Annotated in this window: 22 protein-coding genes; 9 read left to right on the top strand and 13 right to left on the bottom strand. The window is 49.1% G+C overall.

All coding sequences use genetic code 11. The features are described from left to right. Nucleotides 1-16 precede the first annotated feature (16 nt). Nucleotides 17-985, top strand: coding sequence for a S8 family peptidase (locus tag ACTTK6_RS08550; protein WP_462833189.1), 969 nt, complete (start codon nt 17-19; stop codon nt 983-985). Between the two features lie 61 nt (nt 986-1046). On the opposite strand, the gene ACTTK6_RS08545 is transcribed toward ACTTK6_RS08550, so the two are convergent. The 3 genes from ACTTK6_RS08545 to ACTTK6_RS08535 all read right to left on the bottom strand — a co-directional run bounded on the left by ACTTK6_RS08545 (nt 1047) and on the right by ACTTK6_RS08535 (nt 2635). After that, complete coding sequence (locus ACTTK6_RS08545; protein WP_079474577.1) at nt 1047-1766, bottom strand: Na-translocating system protein MpsC family protein; 720 nt, start codon at nt 1764-1766, stop codon at nt 1047-1049. A gap of 277 nt (nt 1767-2043) precedes the next feature. Continuing rightward, the gene (locus ACTTK6_RS08540; RefSeq protein WP_158219090.1) at nt 2044-2208 is read right to left on the bottom strand and encodes a hypothetical protein; all 165 of its coding nucleotides are present in this window, start codon (nt 2206-2208) and stop codon (nt 2044-2046) included. Nucleotides 2209-2305: 97 nt separating this feature from the next. After that, nucleotides 2306-2635 carry a hypothetical protein gene (locus ACTTK6_RS08535; protein WP_079474576.1) on the bottom strand — a complete coding sequence of 110 codons (330 nt, stop codon included), beginning with the start codon at nt 2633-2635 and terminating at the stop codon, nt 2306-2308. 234 nt (nt 2636-2869) lie between these two features. Here ACTTK6_RS08535 and ACTTK6_RS08530 point away from each other — a divergent pair, with 234 nt between their 5' ends. Beyond that, complete coding sequence (locus ACTTK6_RS08530) at nt 2870-4066, top strand: DUF418 domain-containing protein (protein ID WP_462833188.1); 1197 nt, start codon at nt 2870-2872, stop codon at nt 4064-4066. A gap of 33 nt (nt 4067-4099) precedes the next feature. Here the strand turns inward: ACTTK6_RS08530 and ACTTK6_RS08525 are convergent, their stop codons facing one another. Together ACTTK6_RS08525 and ACTTK6_RS08520 are read right to left on the bottom strand one after the other, a co-directional pair. Further along, nucleotides 4100-4288, bottom strand: a complete 189-nt coding sequence (locus tag ACTTK6_RS08525) for a hypothetical protein (RefSeq protein WP_079474574.1) — start codon at nt 4286-4288, stop codon at nt 4100-4102. Nucleotides 4289-4306: 18 nt separating this feature from the next. Then, the gene (locus ACTTK6_RS08520; RefSeq protein WP_079474573.1) at nt 4307-4549 is read right to left on the bottom strand and encodes a hypothetical protein; all 243 of its coding nucleotides are present in this window, start codon (nt 4547-4549) and stop codon (nt 4307-4309) included. A 118-nt stretch (nt 4550-4667) separates the two neighbouring features. On the opposite strand from ACTTK6_RS08520, the gene ACTTK6_RS08515 reads away from it, so the two are divergent. The 4 genes from ACTTK6_RS08515 (at nt 4668) to ACTTK6_RS08500 (ending at nt 9596) form a co-directional block, all read left to right on the top strand. After that, on the top strand, nt 4668-5441 hold the full coding sequence (locus ACTTK6_RS08515) for an ABC transporter ATP-binding protein (RefSeq protein WP_462833187.1): 774 nt from the start codon (nt 4668-4670) through the stop codon (nt 5439-5441). Then, nucleotides 5438-7099, top strand: coding sequence for a putative ABC transporter permease subunit (locus ACTTK6_RS08510; protein ID WP_462833186.1), 1662 nt, complete (start codon nt 5438-5440; stop codon nt 7097-7099). The genes ACTTK6_RS08515 and ACTTK6_RS08510 overlap by 4 nt, the downstream gene beginning before the upstream one ends. A 143-nt stretch (nt 7100-7242) precedes the next feature. Beyond that, nucleotides 7243-8124, top strand: a complete 882-nt coding sequence (locus ACTTK6_RS08505; RefSeq protein ID WP_462833185.1) for a TetR/AcrR family transcriptional regulator — start codon at nt 7243-7245, stop codon at nt 8122-8124. Continuing rightward, entirely contained in the window at nt 8121-9596 is a 1476-nt protein-coding gene (locus ACTTK6_RS08500; RefSeq protein WP_462833184.1) for an MDR family MFS transporter, read from the top strand. Before ACTTK6_RS08505 ends, ACTTK6_RS08500 begins: the two co-directional genes overlap by 4 nt. Nucleotides 9597-9642: 46 nt before the next feature. On the opposite strand, the gene ACTTK6_RS08495 is transcribed toward ACTTK6_RS08500, so the two are convergent. Then, the gene (locus ACTTK6_RS08495; protein ID WP_462833183.1) at nt 9643-10512 is read right to left on the bottom strand and encodes an NAD(P)-dependent oxidoreductase; all 870 of its coding nucleotides are present in this window, start codon (nt 10510-10512) and stop codon (nt 9643-9645) included. A gap of 147 nt (nt 10513-10659) precedes the next feature. Between ACTTK6_RS08495 and eutB the strand changes: the two genes are divergently transcribed. Next, nucleotides 10660-11622 (top strand): hydroxyectoine utilization dehydratase EutB, encoded by a 963-nt coding sequence (gene eutB, locus ACTTK6_RS08490; RefSeq protein ID WP_462833182.1) that lies wholly within the window; start codon nt 10660-10662, stop codon nt 11620-11622. On the opposite strand, the gene ACTTK6_RS08485 is transcribed toward eutB, so the two are convergent. Then, nucleotides 11619-12230, bottom strand: coding sequence for a hypothetical protein (locus tag ACTTK6_RS08485; RefSeq protein WP_462833181.1), 612 nt, complete (start codon nt 12228-12230; stop codon nt 11619-11621). The two genes, eutB and ACTTK6_RS08485, sit on opposite strands and share 4 nt — an antisense overlap. A gap of 168 nt (nt 12231-12398) precedes the next feature. Between ACTTK6_RS08485 and ACTTK6_RS08480 the strand changes: the two genes are divergently transcribed. Then, nucleotides 12399-13610: a cytochrome P450 family protein gene (locus ACTTK6_RS08480; protein ID WP_462833180.1), complete on the top strand. Its 1212-nt coding sequence runs from the start codon at nt 12399-12401 to the stop codon at nt 13608-13610. A 56-nt stretch (nt 13611-13666) separates the two neighbouring features. Here the strand turns inward: ACTTK6_RS08480 and speB are convergent, their stop codons facing one another. The 6 genes from speB to ACTTK6_RS08450 form a co-directional block, all read right to left on the bottom strand. Next, nucleotides 13667-14542, bottom strand: a complete 876-nt coding sequence (gene speB / locus ACTTK6_RS08475; protein WP_462833179.1) for an agmatinase — start codon at nt 14540-14542, stop codon at nt 13667-13669. A gap of 2 nt (nt 14543-14544) precedes the next feature. After that, entirely contained in the window at nt 14545-15384 is an 840-nt protein-coding gene (speE, locus tag ACTTK6_RS08470; protein WP_462833178.1) for a polyamine aminopropyltransferase, read from the bottom strand. Nucleotides 15385-15444: 60 nt separating this feature from the next. Further along, a complete protein-coding gene (locus ACTTK6_RS08465; protein ID WP_079474562.1) occupies nt 15445-15993 on the bottom strand; it encodes a YwhD family protein in 549 nt (182 codons plus the stop codon). A 52-nt stretch (nt 15994-16045) separates the two neighbouring features. Next, the gene (locus ACTTK6_RS08460; protein ID WP_079474561.1) at nt 16046-16549 is read right to left on the bottom strand and encodes a YwgA family protein; all 504 of its coding nucleotides are present in this window, start codon (nt 16547-16549) and stop codon (nt 16046-16048) included. A gap of 71 nt (nt 16550-16620) precedes the next feature. Continuing rightward, a complete protein-coding gene (locus ACTTK6_RS08455; RefSeq protein WP_079475048.1) occupies nt 16621-17934 on the bottom strand; it encodes an HD domain-containing protein in 1314 nt (437 codons plus the stop codon). Between the two features lie 146 nt (nt 17935-18080). Further along, on the bottom strand, nt 18081-19325 hold the full coding sequence (locus ACTTK6_RS08450) for a dicarboxylate/amino acid:cation symporter (RefSeq protein WP_462833177.1): 1245 nt from the start codon (nt 19323-19325) through the stop codon (nt 18081-18083). Between the two features lie 238 nt (nt 19326-19563). Here ACTTK6_RS08450 and ACTTK6_RS08445 point away from each other — a divergent pair, with 238 nt between their 5' ends. Continuing rightward, nucleotides 19564-20406, top strand: coding sequence for a lipoate--protein ligase family protein (locus ACTTK6_RS08445; RefSeq protein ID WP_462833176.1), 843 nt, complete (start codon nt 19564-19566; stop codon nt 20404-20406). The last annotated feature ends 59 nt before the right edge of the window (nt 20407-20465 follow it).

Genomic DNA, 20465 nt, shown 5'->3' with positions numbered 1-20465 from the left:
ATAAGGAGGCATTATTATGAGTTATGTATCTTTAGTTCCGTTCCGGAAAGAAAGCGGTGTTTCTGCAACATCTTACGTGCCAGCCGGGGTGGAAATGATCGAAGCACCATCGCAATGGAAAGAAACGTCTCAGGGAACGGGCAATATTATCGCAGTTATTGATACCGGCTGTCAGACGGATCATCCAGATTTGCAGCATCAAATTGTCGGCGGACGTAATTTCACCAGTGACTACTACGGGGACCCATCCATGATTGAAGACAACAACGGCCACGGCACCCATGTGGCCGGCACCATCGCCGCTGCAGACAACGGCCTCGGTATAGCCGGGGTTGCCCCAAAAGCCAGACTGCTGATTTTAAAAGCACTGAACGGAACCGGGAGCGGAAGCATGCAGGGAATTATTGAGGCTATCCGCTACGCGGTCTCCTGGCGCGGCAGCAACGAAGAACAGGTTCGCGTGATCAGTATGTCTCTTGGCGGTCCACAGGACGTGCCTGAGCTTCATGAGGCCATCAAAGAAGCAGTTGCAGCCGATATCGCTGTTGTCTGCGCCGCTGGAAATGAAGGAGACGGGGACGCAGGTACCGAAGAGTTCGCATATCCAGGTGCTTATAATGAAGTCATTCAGGTTGGGGCGGTAAACTTTTCCACCAAGTTGACTCCGTTCACAAATACCAATGACGAAATTGACCTGGTGGCCCCGGGAGCTTCAATTCTTTCGACTTATACAGGAAGCTCTTACGCCAGGCTAAGTGGTACGTCCATGGCAGCCCCCCACGTTTCCGGCGCCCTTGCTCTTGTAACTAACTGGGCCGAATCAGGGTTTGGCCGGCGTATTTCTGAGCCGGAGATGTATGCACAGCTGCTTCGCCGCACTGTTCCTCTCGGTTATCCACTTAGCGCAGAGGGCAGCGGTCTGCTGAAGCTAGGCATTGTCGAACGTCTAGCTCAGACAATCCAAAGCGAAGTCGCCGTCCGCTAACCCTGCGGGTGTACAAAAAAGCCAGTCCGGGTATCGGTCTGGCTTTTACATATTCATAGAGCTATTCCACCGCCGGCACAGGGTCTGTAACAAATACGACCACACTCGTATCGTTATAAAAATCCCAGTCGACGAAAATATCACGGACCTTCGTACCGAACAGGCTGTCAAAGCGCATCTCATTTAACAGCTGCTTTTCCAGGTGGCGTTTTGCTGTTTTTAAGGTTGCCCCGTGGCCCAGATTGATTAATTCTTTTTCAATCAAAATTAAAATACCTGTCCGGACAGCTATCAATGTTCGTTCGTTAACCTGATACATTGCAATGTCGTCAGGAATTTTTTCTGTTTTAGCACTGACATCATTTACTTTTCTTTTAATATTTTCTTCATACTCCAGTTTCTTTTTCTCTTTTTTGGTTTTGAGTTCCTGGGAATTCAGGGCAGTAATCATCCCTGAGCGGTTTTCAATATTCCAGTCAAAGTAAAATTCCCATCCCTCTATATCCACGGTTCTGGAAAGGTAGTGCTTCACTTCCGGAAGAATCTGCTCCATCATAGTCTCACGGAGTTCTTCCACCGCTTCCTGGTTTCTTTGGCCCATAATCACTTCCTCCATAGGAGAAAGAAATTTACGAATATGCATCACGATACAATGAGGATCAATACTGACATAGACCGATTCAGGCCCCTTCCCAAAGTGATCCCGCAATAATTTTCCGAGGTAGCTTCCCAACTGCTTCTGTTGTTCTTTGAGATCTTCACTTGAGTGATTTTCAGCCATCCCTGCTCCTCCTCTTAATATCTCCCTATTAAATTTAAAGGCCCTGATTAAGCCCCTATGTATTTGTTTTAAAAATAAAGGCCTACCTCCCCGGGAAGGCCGGCCGTTGTGCCTACAAATACCACCTTAATAAATGATATTCTATAGTTACATTCCCACCCCGGCGCTTCGTTCAATCATTTAATTTCAATAATCTGCGTTTAACTTGCTTTATTGTTAAATGAAACCCACATAAAAAAACCGGAAACTTTTTCAAGTCCCGGTTCTTTTTCTGTATTCATCTCATACTCCGTACATCAAAGCGGTTCCTCCGTTCATTTGCAAGCAGCCGGTGAATGCTTTCCTGCTGGGTGCGGACGTGCGCGGCCCGCTGGGTTTTTATCGTAAAAATCATGGCGGAAAAAATAACTCCAATCAGCAGTCCGATCAAAAAAGCAAACATGATAACCCCTCCCAAATAGTGGTAAAATGTGAAAATTACCATAACAAGGACGTAGAGGCAGCAGTCTTAGAGGCGGATTCCCGTTATGTACGAATTTCTATATTTTTGGTTCGTAGAATTCTACGCGCAGGCCCTCAAGCGTGAGTTCTTCCGGATTCCATTCTCCTTCTTCAAGCAGGCCTTCCCGGGTAAAGACGAGGGAATCCTGGTCCTGAAAATCTTCCAGCTCCCAGTAAAGCACCCGCTGTTCTTCCTGGTAGATCTCAAGATACGCGGCGTTTGAATGCTCCTTTGCGTGCCCTTTAAATAAGCCAAAGGGAAAGCTTTTTTTGGACCTTTCTTCCATCTTACTAAACTTGAACTTATGCGTTTCATCAATTGTGCCATGCATTTCGTCTTCAAGAATGTTAATTTCTATTGTTCTCAATATATCTCTCCTTTTCTAAACGTGTTTCGGGAGGCGTGCGCATCGGTATATGATAAAGCGCTCCTGTATTTTTATATTCTCTATCAATGTAGAGAAATGACATATTTGCCGTACTTTACTTACTACCCTTATTTTTCTTCCAGTAATCTTTCTTTCAGGAATTACCGCAACCTTTGCTTCATCTGTGCGTAGTTTTGGTATACTGTATCCAGTTCCTAAGAAGGGGGCACTCATATGCCGCAGGCAACTGCTTTAACAGAACGTATACATACGATCGACATGCTCCGTGGTTTTGCCCTGCTCGGCATTATACTGGCAAACATGGCTGCGTTTAAAGCGCTGGGCTTCAGCCAGTACGCAGACATGGTAAACACCAGCCTCACAGAGACTACAGCAGCCGATCAGGCTGTCAATACGCTGCTGGATTTTTTTGTCATTGGAAAGTTTTATCCCTTGTTTTCTTTTTTATTTGGTCTCGGATTTTATATGTTTTACCAGCGTCTGACGGAAAAAAACTTTTCTGCTGACCGTATTTTTCAGCGCCGGCTTCTTTTTTTGCTGTTTATTGGAACGATTCATCTCGTATTTTTGTGGTCGGGGGATATTCTCCATTTATACGCGGTGACCGGTTTCTTTTTGCTTATGTTTACTTACAGAAGCAGTAAAGCAGTTTTAACTTGGGCGCTCGGGCTTATCTTTGCTTCGGGATTCTTTATGACGCTCCTTCTGACTGCTGCTTCTGCAGGAACCGCCTCTATGAGCCCGGAGCCCGCTGAACGGTCTGTTGCTTCGGGTATTTCCGTCATGAAAGACGGATCCTACATTGATATTTTAACTTACCGGCTGAGTAATGAAGTCATATTCGTTTTACTGCAGCTTCCGTTTTCTGTGCCATTTATTCTCGGGCTGTTTCTGCTCGGTTTTTATTTCGGGCGCCGGAATATGTTCACAGAGGCGGCAGCCCATTTGAGAACATGGAAGCGTCTCTTTATACACAGCCTGTGGCTGGGACTCATTTTAAATGCTGTCGTTACAGCTCTTAAACAGGAATGGATAACCCTCCCCGGCGGAATAAGTGCCGGCCTTGGAGACGGCTTGAATTACATTGCCGGGCCGGTGCTGACCCTGTGGTACGTTTCTTCTTTTGTACTGGCCGCAAAAAGTCAGAGTCTTCGCCGTTTTCTTCTTCCTTTCGCCTCTATGGGCAGGCTTGCTTTAACAAACTACCTGATGCAGACAATTATCGCTGTACTTTTATTTCACGGATATGGACTGGGACTGTTTGGAGAGGTTTCTGTTACCGGAGGGTTTATTACCGCGCTGGTTATCTATATTGTTCAGCTCGCCGGCAGCCATTGGTATATGAAAAAATTTTCCCAGGGGCCAATAGAATACCTGTGGCGCAAATGGACCTATGCCCGAACAGCGTAAATCAAAAAGGCAGCTGTTTTAGTTCAGCTGCCTTCATTGCTCCGGTTCTTTCATAATGTTTTTGTTCCACCAGTCTGCTGCCTGCTTGCGAAACACGAGCAGCGTGCATCCAAACAGGCATAAAATCGCAGGAATCCAGTTTGGCACACCGGCTAAAATAAATAAAAACACGCCAATGCCATTAATAAGCGTTGCCAGATTCATCACTGTTTTCGGTTTCAATGCGTCTCCCCCGTTTGGCTATGTTAATTTTTCCGTTGGATAAAACTCAATTTCCCGGCTTTCCCCCGGTTCGAGGTATTCTTCGCAAAAATGATCTACAATGTCTCTTAAGGAATCGGAATCTGATGCAGCGTAGCGCTCCTTTAAATAGCTGTTCACTTTTTCCTTCTGTTTCCGGTGCGCTTTTGGCACCATCAAAAAGCCAATCATTTCACCGTCCGATGTGCGGTCCAATCTATCCGCCAGTTCTCCATAGGTCATTTCAGCTCTCCGCCCCCTTATGCACTTTATTTTTATCATTTCCATTATTTTCTACATCGTTTATGATGAACATAACTATTCGTATGCCCACAGCATATCATATAAAGGAGTGCCCGACATGCCCGATTCTCCCGCGGTAGAAGCAAAACAACTGACAAAACGCTTTAAGGAGGCGACCGCTGTACACCCGTTGAATTTCGAAGTTCATGCTCATGAAATATTCGGTTTTCTCGGGCCAAACGGAGCCGGTAAAACAACGACCATGCGGATGCTCGCCGGCCTGCTCGAACCAAGCGGCGGGGACGGGTGTATTCATGGCAAATCGATTAAAAGTCAGCCACTCGAAGCGAAGCAGCAGCTTGCCTACCTGCCTGATAAACCAGATATTTATCCAAAGCTCACCGGGTGGGAATTTCTTCAGTTTATTGCTTCTGTATTTAAACTCGATAAAAACGTATGGATAGAACATGCCCGGAGCCTGCTGCAACGATTCGATTTAACAGAAAGCGCCGGAAGGTTGATGGAAACGTATTCACACGGCATGAAACAGAAAATGGCTTTAACCGGGGCCCTGATTCATCAACCGTCCGTTATTTTTCTCGATGAGCCGACAGTTGGCCTCGATCCAAAAAGCTCTCGTGACCTCCGGACTATTCTGCGCGAGACAGCAGCAGACGGTACTGCTGTTTTTTTCTCTACTCATATGCTGGAAGTTGCTGATCAGCTCTGTGACCGGGTCGGAATCATTCATGAGGGAAGACTTTTGCAGACCGGCACGCCTTACGCCCTTAAACAGGAGCACGCCAGTTATGCTGAAGCCACCCTTGAAGATGTCTTCCTGCGCATGACAGCACAAAAGGTCTCTCAAGGCTCTGAAGGAGAAATTCCGTGATAAAGACGCTCTGGTATTATCAGAAAACCACCATGCGCCACCAATACGAGGCTCTGCCGTCCGGGCGCAAAGTATTATACATTACTCTCATAGCCCTGGCCCTGTTTATTATGATTCCCTTTGGTCTTGGAGCGGCTGCGGCCGGGAATGTTTTTTCCCCGGAAAGCTTACGTGCAGCTATCGTTTATTTGATGCTAAGCACACTTGCTGTCATCACCTTTGTGACTATGCCGCGTACCTTTCAATTGTTGTTTGGGTCAAAGGACATAGAGTTTTTATTTACGCTTCCTGTTCCTTCGAGGCATCTTTTTGCCGTGCAGTTTTTCACCGGATGGGCCGGTTTCCCTCTGCTTTCATTTTTGTTATTAACCGGGCTGAGCATTATTATTGGAGCTGTTTCCGGCGCTCATGTTCTCTTTTACCCGGCCGCTGCTCTGCTTTTCTTTGGCCTTTCTGTTTTGGGCGCAGGTCTCTCGTTTCTATTGAATCTGTTTCTTGTATATATTCTGCCGGCCCACCGCGCCCAGCAGCTGACTACTATCATCAGCTTCATATCTGCAGCTCTGTTTATCCTGGCCTCGCAGACGCCAAATATCGTCATGCAAAACGACAGCACCTCTCTTACTATTGAAGAAGCGCCTGAGTGGCTGCCTACGCAGCCGGTGGCTGCAGCTCTTTTTGCTTCTTTTCAAGGGGGAGGCTCAGGAGTCGTTTACACAGCCGCCTGCCTGGGGGCTTTAGCTGTCGCAAGCCTCGGGGTCCTCTGGTTTGCCGAGAAGCACTACATGTCTTCCTGGCAGCGGGCAACCGAGCCTGTGAAAAACAAAATCAAATCCACCCGTCCCGGGGAAGCCCGTTCTGTGCCCTATGCCATTGCCTTTAAAGAGTGGCGGGCTGTGCAGAGAAATCCTAAAGAGTGGACCACCTGCTTTACATTTGCTCTCATTCTGATTTTAATGTTTATCAATTTTTTTAGCAGCGGCTCAGCGCTTGCTTCGCCCTGGGCAAATCCCGCCTCTGCCTGGAGCAGTGTGCACGTTATGCTCGGCCCTGCCATTTTACTGGGCCTGCAGCAGTTTGCCGCTGCCGCGTTTGGCAGAGAAGGTGAGTCCCGCTGGATGCTTCGGGTTCTTCCCGTCACTCCCCGGCAGATTGTCCTCGGGAAGTTTCTGGCTCACTGGATTATGACAGGAATGACGCTCGCAGGCTTAGAGCTGCTGGCCTTTCTCGTCTTCGGGTGGAACATTATATTATTTTTCGCCGGACTAGTACTGACGCTTTCCCTCACAGCTGTCGCTGCAGCTTCGGGTATCTGGGCCGGCGCTTCCGGAGGCACATATGATGAGAAAAACCCGCAAAAGCGAGTGCGGTTTGATACTGGCGTCATTTCCTTTTTTCTTAACATGCTGTATCTTCTTCTTTTCTTTATACCTGCCTGGATGCTTTTAAGCGCTGGCCTTTCCCTGCAGGCCAAATGGAGTGGTCCCGAATCAGCTTTTCTTCCTTTATGGAACACTGCCCCCTGGCAATGGATCACTCTGCTTGGAGCCGGAGGAATTCTTTCTGCCTCAGGACTTGCGCTGCTGCTCGTATATTTACATCTGCGGCATGGTACAAAAGAGTTCACCGAACGTGGTGTCGATTATTTAGATGCATAAATCTGCCGCTTTGCCGGCAGGTTTTTTTATTTAAAACTTCCAAGCTCATTACTTGATTCCTCGCATAGCAAATGCTACGATACTCTTTGTGACTAAACGTTCACTAAAAGTAACCAATCAGTCAAAAGGGGGCCGAACATTGCATGACAGAGCGCAAGGACGAACTTTTGGACGCAGCTCTGCAGCTGTTTGTGCAGCAGGGATTTCACTCCACTTCCATTCAGCACATTACAGCGGCCTGCGGTATATCTAAAGGCGGTTTTTACAAGCATTTCGACTCTAAGGAAGCGATGCTTTTGGAACTGCTGCGTAAAGTTCACGAAAACATGCTCCATGAGGCCGAAAATTATCAGGGAAAGCAGCATGAACCTGAACTCAAGCGGCTTGAAGGCAAAATACGCATCGAGCTGGAAAAATTCACGGAGTACCGTCCACTTTTTCAGATGCTCTTTACAGAATTTCCTCCCCATACGGAAAACAAAATTTCCAACTACTTAAACCGTATGCGCCGCTTTTTTCAGGAATGGCATGAACAATCGCTTTTAGAAGCTTTTGGCCCCCGGGTGCGTCCTTATGTCAGCGATTTGGCTGTCATCCTCGAAGGCATCATGCACTCCTATTTAACACTCATGACCTGGCATGCTCCCGCCCTTCCGCTGAATCAATTATCTGCCTTTATTGTCGAGAGGCTTCACTCCATCGTAAAAGATGACAGTGATTTACAGGCCCAGCTTCCCAGAGGGTGGGCCGGTGGAGATGAACCCGTACAGGGCATGGAAAGTATTCGCTGCGAAGCCGAGGCACTGCTCTTATTTGTAAAATCCCGTTATTCGCAGGGTGATTTGCCTGAAAAAACGCTCCAGACGACCGACATGCTTCACAAGGAATTCAAAGCGGATATACCACGGGAATTCTTGATCGACGCCTTACTACACCAACTGCAGCACCACGCGGTCCTCCATACACATACGCAGAAGCTAAGTGTAAAATGGAGCGCATGGAAAGGAGAGAAACACGTATTATGAGTTCTTCATCTTGGGATATCCCCACCGGGCAAAAAGCAGCTATGATTACGGCTCTGCTGCTCGGCGCCTTCATGGGAATTATCAATGAAACACTGCTTGCCACTGCCCTCCCTTCAATTCAGGACGCTCTCGGAGTCACCCAGGGGACCGTCCAGTGGCTGACCACAGCCTTCTTAATGACAAATGGCATTATGATTCCGATTTCCGCCTTTTTAATCGAACGCTTTACCACTAGAGGTTTATTTTTAACCGCTATCAGCCTTTTCGGGGTTGGTACTGCCATCGCCGCCATCGCCCCGTCTTTTCCGGTGCTTCTCTTCGGACGCGTCATTCAGGCTTCGGGTTCAGGCATTATGCTTCCGCTTTTAATGACGGTGCTTTTGGCCATCATTCCAGTGGAACGCCGAGGTACAGCGATGGGCATGATCGGAATTGTTATTTCGTTCGGGCCCGCTATTGGGCCAACGCTCTCTGGCTTTCTTCTTGAGCACTTTCCTTGGAGGGCCTTGTTTATTACCGTGCTTCCAATCGTCGCGCTGACAATTATTACAGGTGCCATCTTTTTGAAAAATGTAACCGAACTGGGCAGCCCGAAGATTGATGTGTTATCCATCATTCTTTCTTCATTTGGCTTTGGTTCCTTTTTATACGGCTTCGGCACGGCTTCAGAAAGTGGATGGAGCAGCCCAACCGTTCTCACCGCCGTGATCGTCGGTGCCTTGATTATCGGATTGTTTATCTGGCGCCAATTTACGTTAAAGTCGCCGATGCTCGAATTCCGCGTGTTTCAATTTAAAATATTCAGCCTCGCCATTGGAATCACGATGGCCGTGTTGATTTCATTAATAGGAGCAGAAACGCTTCTGCCGCTGTTCATGCAGAACGTTTTAGGCTTTACGCCGCTTGAATCAGGCTTAATGCTGCTGCCGGGAGCGATTGTGATTGGGATCATGTCGCCGATTACCGGTCGCCTGTTTGACGCCTTCGGGGCAAAGTGGCTTGCCATCACTGGCCTTTCCATTGTCACTATTACTACTTTTATGTTTACAAATCTTTCCCTGGAAACGTCGTTTACGTATTTAACCATCGTGTATGCCATCCGTATGTTCGGGCTTGCCTGCGCTTTGATGCCGGTAATGACCTCGGCGTTAAACCAGCTGCCGATGAAATGGTATGCCCACGGTTCAGCTATGGCGAATACGCTGCAGCAAATTTCAGCTTCTATCGGCACGGCCCTTTTGGTTACATTTGTAGCCTTAGGCGCCCAGCAATACCAGCCTGACGCCTCGACCTCCGCAGAAGCGGCTCCCCAGCTCGCGCAGGTAGCAGGATTTGAATGGGCCTTTATGGGAAGCACGGCTCTTGCCTTTGTAGCTCTGGTACTTTCTCTTTTCTTAAGCTCTCCAAAAAGAGAAAAGGAAATGACCCGGGCCGCAAACGAAGAACAGCAGAGCAACGCCCCGGCCAAATAGTAAAATACCCCGGCAGACCTAATAAAAAGGACTGTCGGGGTATTTTTTATTCGCTTCCTTTAGACAGCAGCTGATATACTGCCGCAAAGTCTTCATCGCCCATGCCATACTGCTTTGCCAGCGCATAAGCCTCCCGCACCGAGCCGGTGACGGGCAGAGAAATGCCAGCCTGGTAGGCTGATTCCTCAAGCAGGTGTAAATCCTTATAGGCATGCTTCAATGGAAACTGAGTTTCATAGCTGCCGCTCAAAAGCATGTCCCGCTTTCCGGCTACGGCAGGTGCTGTCGTCGGCACCTGGAGCAGCACATCAAGCGCCTGCTCCTTGTCGAGCCCGAGCCCTTCCGCTGCGTGCAGTCCTTCCGATAAACTGGTCATCGCATGCATCAGCGTTAAATTCACGGACATTTTCATCGCGGACCCGCTCCCGGTGCCTCCCATATAGTGGACATTTTTGCCCATAATTTCGAGAAGCGGCTGTACCTTTTGTACATCCTCCTCACGGCCGCCGGCAAGAAACACCAGCTCGCCCTTTTCAGCGGGGCCTTTAGATCCGGATACCGGCGCATCCACAAGGCGCATTTCTTTCATTTTTGCAGTTTTGGCCATCTGCCGGGTAAATCCGGGGTTAACTGTGCTCATATCCACCCATATTTTCCGGCTCGTTTCGCCGGCAAACAGGCCGTCCACGCTATTTGCGATTTCTTCCACGGCTTCAGGGTTTGACAGCATGGTGAATACGACATCCACCTTGGAAACCAGCTCTCTCGGCGTTTCCCTCCATCCAGCTCCTGCATCGAGCAGGTGCTGGGCCTTCTGCTTGGTCCGGTTATATATCGTCACCTTTTCCCCAGCATCCATTAAATTTTTTACCATGTTTGAACCCATAATTCCTGTGCCAATAAACCCGATTCTCACAATCATCCATCCTTTCTGCGCACACTTCTACTTGGGTGTTCCCTTTCCGAAACCTGGCAAACGTGCGTCAGGTTGTATTGTTTTCGTTTCTCCGCCTATGTTTAAATAAGTATAATTATTAATTTTGCTGCAGCAGGAGATGATTCTATGTTAACACTTCAGGATGCCTGGGAAGCAAGACAGCGTTTACGTCCGGTACTTCCCGAAACGCCGCTCCTTTTTTCCCAGCCGCTGACAAAGATTACAGGCCAGCCCGTCTATTTAAAACTTGAACAAATGCACCTGACAGGCTCTTTTAAGCTCCGGGGGGCAACCAACATGATTCGTTCTCTGTCTCCGGAGCAGCGGGACCAGGGCGTGGTCACATTTTCCACCGGTAATCACGGCTTCGCGGTGGCCACCGCAGCCGCCGCTCTCGGCATCCGCGCTGTCGTATGTGTTTCAGAAAACGTGCCGGCAAATAAAATTGAGGCCCTCAAAGCAAGCGGCGCTGAGCTGCATGTAGAAGGCAGCGGCCAGGACGAAGCGGGAGAAGTCAGTGCCCGCCTCGTGGAGGAGGAAGGACTGACTCTTATCCCCCCTTTTGACCACCCTTCCGTCATTGCCGGACAGGCAACGATGGGACTCGAAATCATCGAACACCTGCCCTCCGTGAAGCACGTGCTCACCGGGCTGTCCGGCGGCGGCCTGCTTTCCGGCCTTGGGCTTGCCTTAAAGGAACAAATCTCTGATCTTGAGCTTGTCGGTTTGTCTCTCCGGGAAGGGGCTGCTATGGATGAGAGCCTGAACATCGGCAAGCCGACCTTGGTGCCGGAGGCCCCTACCCTTGCCGACAGTCTGCTTGGAGGCATTGGCTTGGAAAACCAGTATACTTTTTCCATGGTTCAGCACTATGCTGACCAGCGTCTCCGGCTGCATGAAGACACGATCGCCCGGGGCATGGGATTTTTATATGATAAGCATAAAATGGTCGTCGAAGGCGCAGCTGCCGTTGGTGCTGGCGCTCTTTTAGACGGGCTCGTAACCGTTAACGGTCCCGCCGTCCTTATCATTTCCGGCAGCAGTGTAGATGTGCACACACACCGCGAAGCCGTTGCTCCGTACATTTAAACAGGCTGCTGACTGCGGTTATATTTTCTTTTCTTCCCGCTGGCGTGACCGGTATACGGAGACAAAGAAAGCAGATCCATTGTATCCTGTTTTTTTGTTTTCTCCCATTCCTTCCGGCGCTGCCCGAACCATTTACGGTAATTTTTGTTTCCCATCTGCTTTTTCAAAAAGGAAAGGCTTTGAAGCGGCCCCTCTTCGGTGCTCAGCGCTGTCAGCTGCAGCTGGAATGCCTCTTCCTTCTGCAGCCATGCGTTCATCTGCCGGGGGGACATCAATACGTACGGCACCCTTCCTTCGTATAGACGGCGGTAAAGCAGCAGCCGGTAGTCCGCCCGGATGAGCCGGTCGGCGTCCTCTTTCTGCTCACGGAATTTTTCCGGAAAACGGCGCGTGATTGCTTTTGCTTCCCGTTCCTCCGCCTCAGCCCGCTGTTCAATATAAAGGGGCGCATCAGCCACATAGAATGCACGGCTTCGATAGCTTTTGAAAAACGGAAGCTCCCGTTCATAAGCAATGTAGCCATGTTTATCTTTTTCTAAATCATCGTTGCGGTATAGCCGGCGGCATTCGAGTTCATTCCATTTACGCTTCCATTCATGATAGATCATAATTTACTCTACCTCCGCAAGGGATGGATTTTCCTACATTCTAATTGTTTCTTCTTCAAACAACAATGATGACGCTTTCGAAAAAACGGGAATAACATTAACCTGTCCCCGTCTCTTTAAATGCGCGGATGCTTTCTTGTCAAGCCTACTATAAAGGAGCCGATTACAATGAATAATGAGTTCAACAGCAAAGATGCCGGCTTGTTCACCCACGCCTTTAACCAGAACCCGTACCCTGCCTTTCAATCTCTCCGCCAGCATGACCCGGTACACCAGGCCTTAATGCCCGATGGCCATTACGCATGGATCATCACCCGGTACGAAGATGCTGTTGCTGTTCTAAAAGACACACGTTTCATTAAGGATTTCACTGTTTTTTTAAATGAAGCAGAACGCGCTGAAGCACAGAAAAATATTTTTTCGCAAAATATGCTTTTTGCGGACCCGCCGGATCATAAAAGACTGCGCGGGCTCGTTCAGCAGGCATTTACACCAAAAATGATCGAAGAGCTCCGGGGCAGGATTACAGAAATTGCAAATGAACTGATTGATGATATGCAGGGCCGCTCCCAAATCGATATTATCGACGATTTTGCTTTTCCGCTTCCGATCATTGTTATTTGCGAAATGCTTGGCGTGCCAAGCGAGGACAGAGATAAATTCCGGACCTGGTCCAACACTCTCGTCGAAGCGTCCAACGACCCGGGAAAGGCTGAAAAAATTCAGCAGCATACGGAGGAATTCACTTCCTATCTTAGGGAATGGATAGCCACCAGACGGGAACACCCGGAGGATGACATGGTCAGTAAACTCATCCAGGCAGAGGAAGCAGGCGACCGTCTTTCCGAGCAGGAGCTTTACGGCGTCGTTTCGCTGTTAATTATCGCCGGGCATGAAACAACGGTAAACCTCATTTCAAATGGCCTATTTGCTTTAATGACGCATCCGGAGCAGATGCGCACGTTACGGCAGCAGCCCGGGCTCATCCGCCCGGCCATTGAAGAAATGCTCCGTTTCGAGGGGCCTGTTGAATTCAGCACCGACCGCTGGGCCGCTGAAACCGTAGAAATCCAGAGAAAGACAATCCAGAAAGGGGACCACGTGCTTGTCGCTCTCGATGCAGCCAATCGCGATCCCGAAGCATTTGAGGATCCGGACGTTTTCGACATTACCCGCGGCCAAAGCAAACATCTTGCTTTTGGTAAAGGCATGCATTTCTGTCTCGGGGCCCCGCTTGCCAGAGTTGAAACGGAAGTCGCTGTAAATACGCTGCTCGAACGCTTTCCCGAACTCCAGCTGGATACGTCTTCTGCTGAACTGGAGTGGCGCCCCGGCATACTCATGCGCGGCCTCACGGAGCTTCCCGTTCGTCTGGCATAAATAAAAGTCCGGCAGGCCTCGTAGGGGCTTGCCGGACTTTCTAATGGCCAGAACTTCTATTTTGTCCAGCCAAGAAGCATTTCCCGAATGCATTTTCCAGCCACAATTGCGGTCTGGTCGCCGCTATCGTAAGGCGGGGAAATTTCTACAATATCGGCCCCGACCACATGAACTCCGGAAGCAGCAATTGCATGAATGGCCTCCAGCAGTTCTTTTGACGTAATGCCGCCAGCTTCTGCCGTCCCCGTGCCCGGAGCGTGCGCCGGGTCTAATACATCAATGTCAATCGATACATACACCGAGCGGCCCTGCAGTTCTTGCAAGTCCCGCTTTAGCGGCTCTGCTACTTCAAACGGAGAGAAATGCATGCCGGATGTGCGGGCATAATCAAACTCTTCTTTTTCCCCAGAGCGCACTCCGTAGGAGTACACGTTTTCCGGCCCTATTTTTTCACAGATTTTCCGCACCGGGGTGGCGTGGGACAGCGGCTCTCCTTCATAGTCTTCCCGAAGGTCTGTATGCGCATCAATATGGATGAAAGCAACGGACGGATCATGTACACAAGCCGCCTGCATAACCGGCCAGGTAACCAGGTGTTCGCCGCCTATGCCAAGAGGGAATTTGCCATCTGCAAAGAAACGGCCTGCCGTTTCTTTAATAATCTCTATACTTTTGGCCGGATTCCCGAATGGAAGCATCATGTCTCCTGCATCGTGATACGAATAATCTTCCAGATGCTTATCCAGATAAGGACTGTACTCTTCAAGGCCAATAGAGGTCTCCCGGATCCGGTTCGGGCCAAAACGGGAGCCCGGCCGAAAGCTGACCGTCCAGTCCATTGGCATACCGTACAGCACTACGCTGCTATCCTCATAGGAAGCAGAGCTCCCGATAAACACCTTTCCAGTGTAAGCCGGATCAAAGGCGTCCATCATTACCCCTCCTTCCGTTCAAGGCCACGCTGCACAAAAGCCGGCAGCGCAAATGCTGCTTCGTGTATATCCGCCGTATAGTAGTGAGTATCCAGCTCTTCAGCCCGGCGCCGGTGCACCTCTTTGGGCTTGTACTGCTTTGAACCGATGGTAAACGTCCACAGGCCGCTCGGATACGTCGGAATGTTGGCGGTATACACGTCGGTATGAGGAAATATTTCTTTTACGTCGTTATACACCGTCCGAAGCAGGTCCGCGTGGAACCACGGATTGTCCGTCTGGGCGACAAAGATGCCGTCGTCTTTTAGTGCCCGGTGAATTCCTTCATAAAAACCTTTTTCAAACAGCTTCACGGCCGGACCCACCGGTTCTGTGGAGTCTACCATAATCACATCATACGCTGATTCACTTTCTGCGATATGCATAAATCCGTCGGCCACCTGCACGTCCACCCGTGGATCCTCAAGCGCCCCGGCGATGGCAGGTAGATATTTTTTTGAATACTTCACCACCTGCCCGTCAATTTCCACCAGCGTAGCTGCTTCTACCGAGGGATGCTTCAGCACTTCCCGGATAACGCCGCCGTCGCCACCGCCGACAACTAGCACATGCTTTGGCTCCGGATGTGCCGCAAGCGGCACGTGGGCCATCATTTCATGATAAACGAACTCATCCTTTTCTGTTGTCATGACCATGCCATCGAGCAGCAGCATGTTTCCAAACTCTGCTGTTTCCACTACATCGAGCTGCTGGAAATCGGTCTGCTCAGAATGCAGTGTCTTCGTAATACGGGCCGTAATGCCGAAGTGCTCCGTTTGTTTTTCCGTAAACCACGTTTCCATGAACGTTCCTCCTCTTTTCACAGACGAAACGTGCGGGAAACATTCCCGCACGCCCAGTTTTTATTGCTCCGCCGCTCCGCGGAAAGCCTCATACAGCTCTTCTGTCGAATTGTCCCACATGTTCCGGTTAAATGCTTTTAGATATTCCTGCAGGATGTAGCGGGAATGCTCATCCATATGCGCGATCGCTATGCGTCCTTTGATTGCTTTATCCAAGTTGTTTACATGCTCCGGCATACTTTTGTATGCACGGCGGGCTTTTTTATCTACGAGCATCTCGCAGGCGCCGAGGCCGGCATAATATGGGCCATTTTCACCATGCTCTGTGGACACCCATACGAGCCAGTACAATTTGCCGTCCGGCACGTTGCTTTTATCCGGACCGAATTTCACCCGCTTTTCCGGTTCGGATCTGGCGTGCAGCGCTCCCATATCAATGAAAGCCGCATCTTCCGCCGGATCGATAAAGACGGGGGTCACATTATCGAGGCTGAGGGCGCCGGCATTAAAGCCGCCGTCCCCTTTAGTGGCGTCCCCGCTTAAAATATTAAACTGGCTGCCGCGTTTCTTTTCAGCGCCTTTATTATTATCTTTACTGAATTCACTCATTCGTAAAAAGCTCCTCCTTTAATCGTTCCTTATCCTTATCGTACCTGTTTTCTTACTGATTCTGCAACGATTCGATATATTCCCAGCCCTCTTTGAATTCTTCGGGGCGGTAATTCTGGCTTTTTTTCAGCTCGGCCACCCGGGTTTCCACTGCTTCATTGGGCAGGTGATCAAAATAAAGCATCGTGGAAACAAGCTCTAAAAATCGGGCACTCTGGTTATTCAGGCTCTGCAGTACAGGCTTTGCCCGCTCGGCCGGCCAATCGAGCGGAAACTTTTCCAAAAAAGAAGCCCCGTCTTCTGAAAGCTCGTACCGGTACTGATAGTAGCCGGCTTTTGTCTCTTTGCACTCTGTAATAAGGCCAAGGCCGCACAGCTCTTCGAGACGCAGCGTCAGCTCCTCTGAATAAGGCCCGTACATGCGGAACGTATATTTTTCCTGGAAGGGAAGGTTCAGCTTTTTTCCAATGTACACGATTTTTTGGAGTTTTTTTCGTCCAATAACTTCTTCGGTATCTTCAAGCAGGGCCATGATTTTGGCATGATCCGGTAACATAATGTGCTGCACCCCTCTCTTTCTGTTGATTCTGTATGTATCTTCCGGCTTCAACCGGAAGGACGGCGCGGTTAACGTTCCACTTTCCCTAATTTCAAATGAAGGATGTCCTTAATCTGCTGCTTTGTATCTTCTTGGCCGGGCTCCTCAAGAACTTCTGAAGGGTAGTATAACTTGTGATCGGTTCGTTTTTTACCTGAAATTGCTTCTACTACATCCGATTCTCTCGACAATTCGCGAAGGCGGCGGTCCGGCATTAAAAGATGAATCGGCACCCGGTCCTCTTCCTCACCAGGGCGGTAGAAATCATAAGGCAGGTCTGAAGAAGAATCGACGACCAGATAATAGGCAGGATCCACCCCGAGATCTGCAAACAGCTGCTGCAGGCGCAGCCATTCGTTCATCATAAAATGCTGGTCAAATTCCACATATTTAAACAGCCGCCTGTTCATGAAGCGACGGCACAAATCCTGCAAAATCGCATCTTCTTCCTTTTGCCACATTAAGAAATAGTACATCGCAACCGACTCGTCGAGGTCCAGGTAATCTTCGAGCGTAATGGCCCCGCGGAAAAAGCTTTCAAAGTGGTGCGGAGGATATTTGAATGGGTACTCCTCGTTTTTAAGGTCTTTGACGCGCTGCAGGATTTTGGTCAGTATTACTTCTGCGCTCCGCGTCACCGGATGAAAATATACCTGCCAGTACATTTGATACCGGCTCATAATGTAATCCTCCACCGCATGCATGCCGGTCGCCTTAATTACCACCTGGTCTTCTGTCGGTCTCATGACCCGGAGTATGCGCTCCATATCAAAATGACCGTAGCTGACCCCGGTGTAAAAGGCATCCCGCTGCAGATAATCCATCCGGTCGGCATCAATTTGGCTGCTGATCATGCTGACAATCAATTTATTCGGATGGGTTTTTTCGATCACATCTGCAACCTGTTGGGGAAAATCCTCTCCCATCCGCCGAAGAACGGTATTTACTTCTGTATCCCCTAAAATGATATGGCGCGTCCATTCTTCATGATCTGTGTTGAACACTTTTTCAAACGAATGGGAAAACGGACCGTGACCGATATCATGTAGGAGCGCCGCACTCAGGCAAAGCAGTCCCTCATTCCCATTCCAATGCGGACGGCCTTCAAATACTTCGATAATTCTACGCATTATTTCATACACGCCCAGGGAATGATTAAAGCGGGTATGCTCCGCTCCGTGAAATGTCAGAAACGTCGTTCCGAGCTGGCGTACACGGCGCAGCCGCTGGAATTCTTTTGTCCCAACCAGATCCCAAATAAGCTCATCACTAATATGAATGTAGCGGTGGACCGGATCCTTAAACACTTTTTCTTCTGGAAGCTTCTTATTTCCAACCGGCATGGTCATTGCGTTCCTTTCCGTTTCTGTTTCAGCGGGTCCGCTGATCGTGTATCTAATACTATTATTATAGCAATTTCTTTCCTGGCTTAGCAAAAAAAGCAGCCATAACAAATACCGGCAGCATATGCCGCCGGTACTTGTTAAAATCATTCCGCTCCAATGTGTTCAATGTCTTCTCCCCGTTTCCGCTTCTCCGAACGGTCGATGACAAACGCACATACGGCGTCGCCTGTTACGTTCAGGGAAGTCCGGAGCATATCAAGAAGACGGTCAATACCGATAATCAGGGCAATACCTTCGACTGGCAGCCCCACCTGGGTAAGCACAAGTGAAAGCATGATCAGTCCTACGCCCGGCACGCCGGCAGTACCGATGCTTGCCAGTGTTGCCGTCAGAATAATCACAATTACCTGGGTAAAGGAAAGTTCGATGCTGTACGCCTGCGAAATAAATACTGCCGCCACGGACTGCATAATGCCGGTACCGTCCATATTAATCGTCGAGCCAAGCGGCTGAACAAAGCTTGATACCGGCTTGCTTACCTTCAGCCGTTCCTGGGCCACCCTCATCGAAATCGGCAGCGTTCCACTCGAACTCGATAAACTGAAAGCCACAGCCATCGCCGGGAAGAATTCTCTAAAGAAAGTGAGCGGATTGCCCTTGCCAAGCAAAGAGATAGCAAGAGTGTAAACTACAGCTGCCTGGAGCACGAGAGCAAGAATAACTGCAAGACCATACATTAGAATGGACTGGAGGCCTCCCAGTCCCGCTTCGCCAATTGCAGAAGCAATTAAGGCAAAGGCGCCAAACGGAGCTGTGTACATAACAATTGTAACCAAAAACATAAGAATGTCGTTTAATTGTTCGAAGAATTTTGTCACCATCGATACCTTACTTCCAAGCATGGCAAGGGAAATACCAACAAAGATACCAAAGGCAATAATCTGCAGCATGTTCGCTTCTGCCATCGCCTGTACCGGATTGTCCGGAATAATGCCAAGCAAGGTGTCAGTAATGGAAGGCGCTTCTTCTGCGTTATAGCTGGCGTTTTGAATATCAAAGTCTCCGCCGGCCCCCGGCTGAAGCACATAAGCAACAATAACACCGATGGTCAGGGCAATCGCGGTCGTCACAAGGTAAAACGCAATCGTCTTGCCCCCAATCCGCCCTAGATCTCTTGGGTTCAAAGCCGCTGCCCCGAGTGTAATCGAAACGAACACAATCGGTACTACGAGCATCGTAATTAAATTAAGGAAAATTTCGCCGATAGGATATAGCACATATGTATCCAACGGATTGTACACGCTGTCCGGACCAAAGCTTAGAATGATCCCTGCAATCACACCTGCGACGAGCGCGATTAAAATCCAAATCGTTAATTTTTTGTTCATGACCAGGTCCCCCTCTTCAAATATAAATATTATGAATATTCTCTCTATGTTGTTTTTGGGCCCCTCCACTAAAAACTCTTTCAGGCAGATACCGTAATTATACTGTTCATTATCTCATTTGGAAAGGAAAAATCCTGGTTTCTTCTATTATTTAGCAGTATGTAATACCTTACATAGAAATAGCAGTGTTATAATAAAATCGATCAAAATGAAAATGAATAGAATCGGGGTACATAAAATGGTAATGAGAGATATTTTTACAGGGAAGAGATGGCGGTGGATCGACCATTCCACTACAGGATTAAGTATGGATCCATTGCAATCTTTTGCCTTTGATGATAATTTTTGTGTGAGTCTTGGAGAGGGTTCTTCCCCTTCTGTTATGCGTGCCTGGGTCCATGCCCCCACTGTTGTACTGGGCATTCAGGATACCCGGCTGCCGGCTGCGGCCGACGGACTTGAATATCTCCGGGAGCAGGGATACGAAGTGATTGTACGCAATTCGGGCGGCCTTGCTGTTGTGCTTGATGAAGGAATTTATAATCTTTCCCTTATTTTTAAAGAAGAACGCGGGACTTCTATCCATGCCGGCTATGAATGGATGTGGGCATTTATTCAGAAAGTATTTGCTGACAGCCCGGGCTATATTGATGCCTATGAGATCGTCGGCTCGTACTGTCCAGGGTCCTATGATTTAAGCATCGGCGGAAAAAAATTTGCCGGAATTTCGCAACGCCGCATCCGGGGCGGTGTAGCGGTGCAGATTTATTTGGCGGTTACCCGGAGCGGAGCTGCCCGTGCAGAGGTTTTACGGGAATTCTACGAGCGGGCCGCTAATGATCAGGCAGATACAAAGATCACCTGGCCGGCCGTTGATCCTTCTGTGATGACTTCTCTTGAAGAGTTGTACGGAACTGCTTTTTCCATTCAGGACATCAACAGGCGGATGCAGCAGACAGCAGAGCGCCTGGGGGCTTCTGTGCACGAGGATCAGCTTACAGAAGACGAACAGGCCCGCTTCACTCACTATTACGAGCGGGTGCTTGCAAGAAACAAAAAAGCTACCCAGCCACGCTCATAGGAAAACCTTATGCAGCCCAAGGCACATGTTGTTTGCGATTGTTTTCTTATGAATTTTTT

It is taken from the genome of Marinococcus salis (assembly GCF_054971365.1).
Note: the sequence above shows the minus strand (reverse complement) of the source record. Positions and strands in the feature narration are given on the sequence as shown.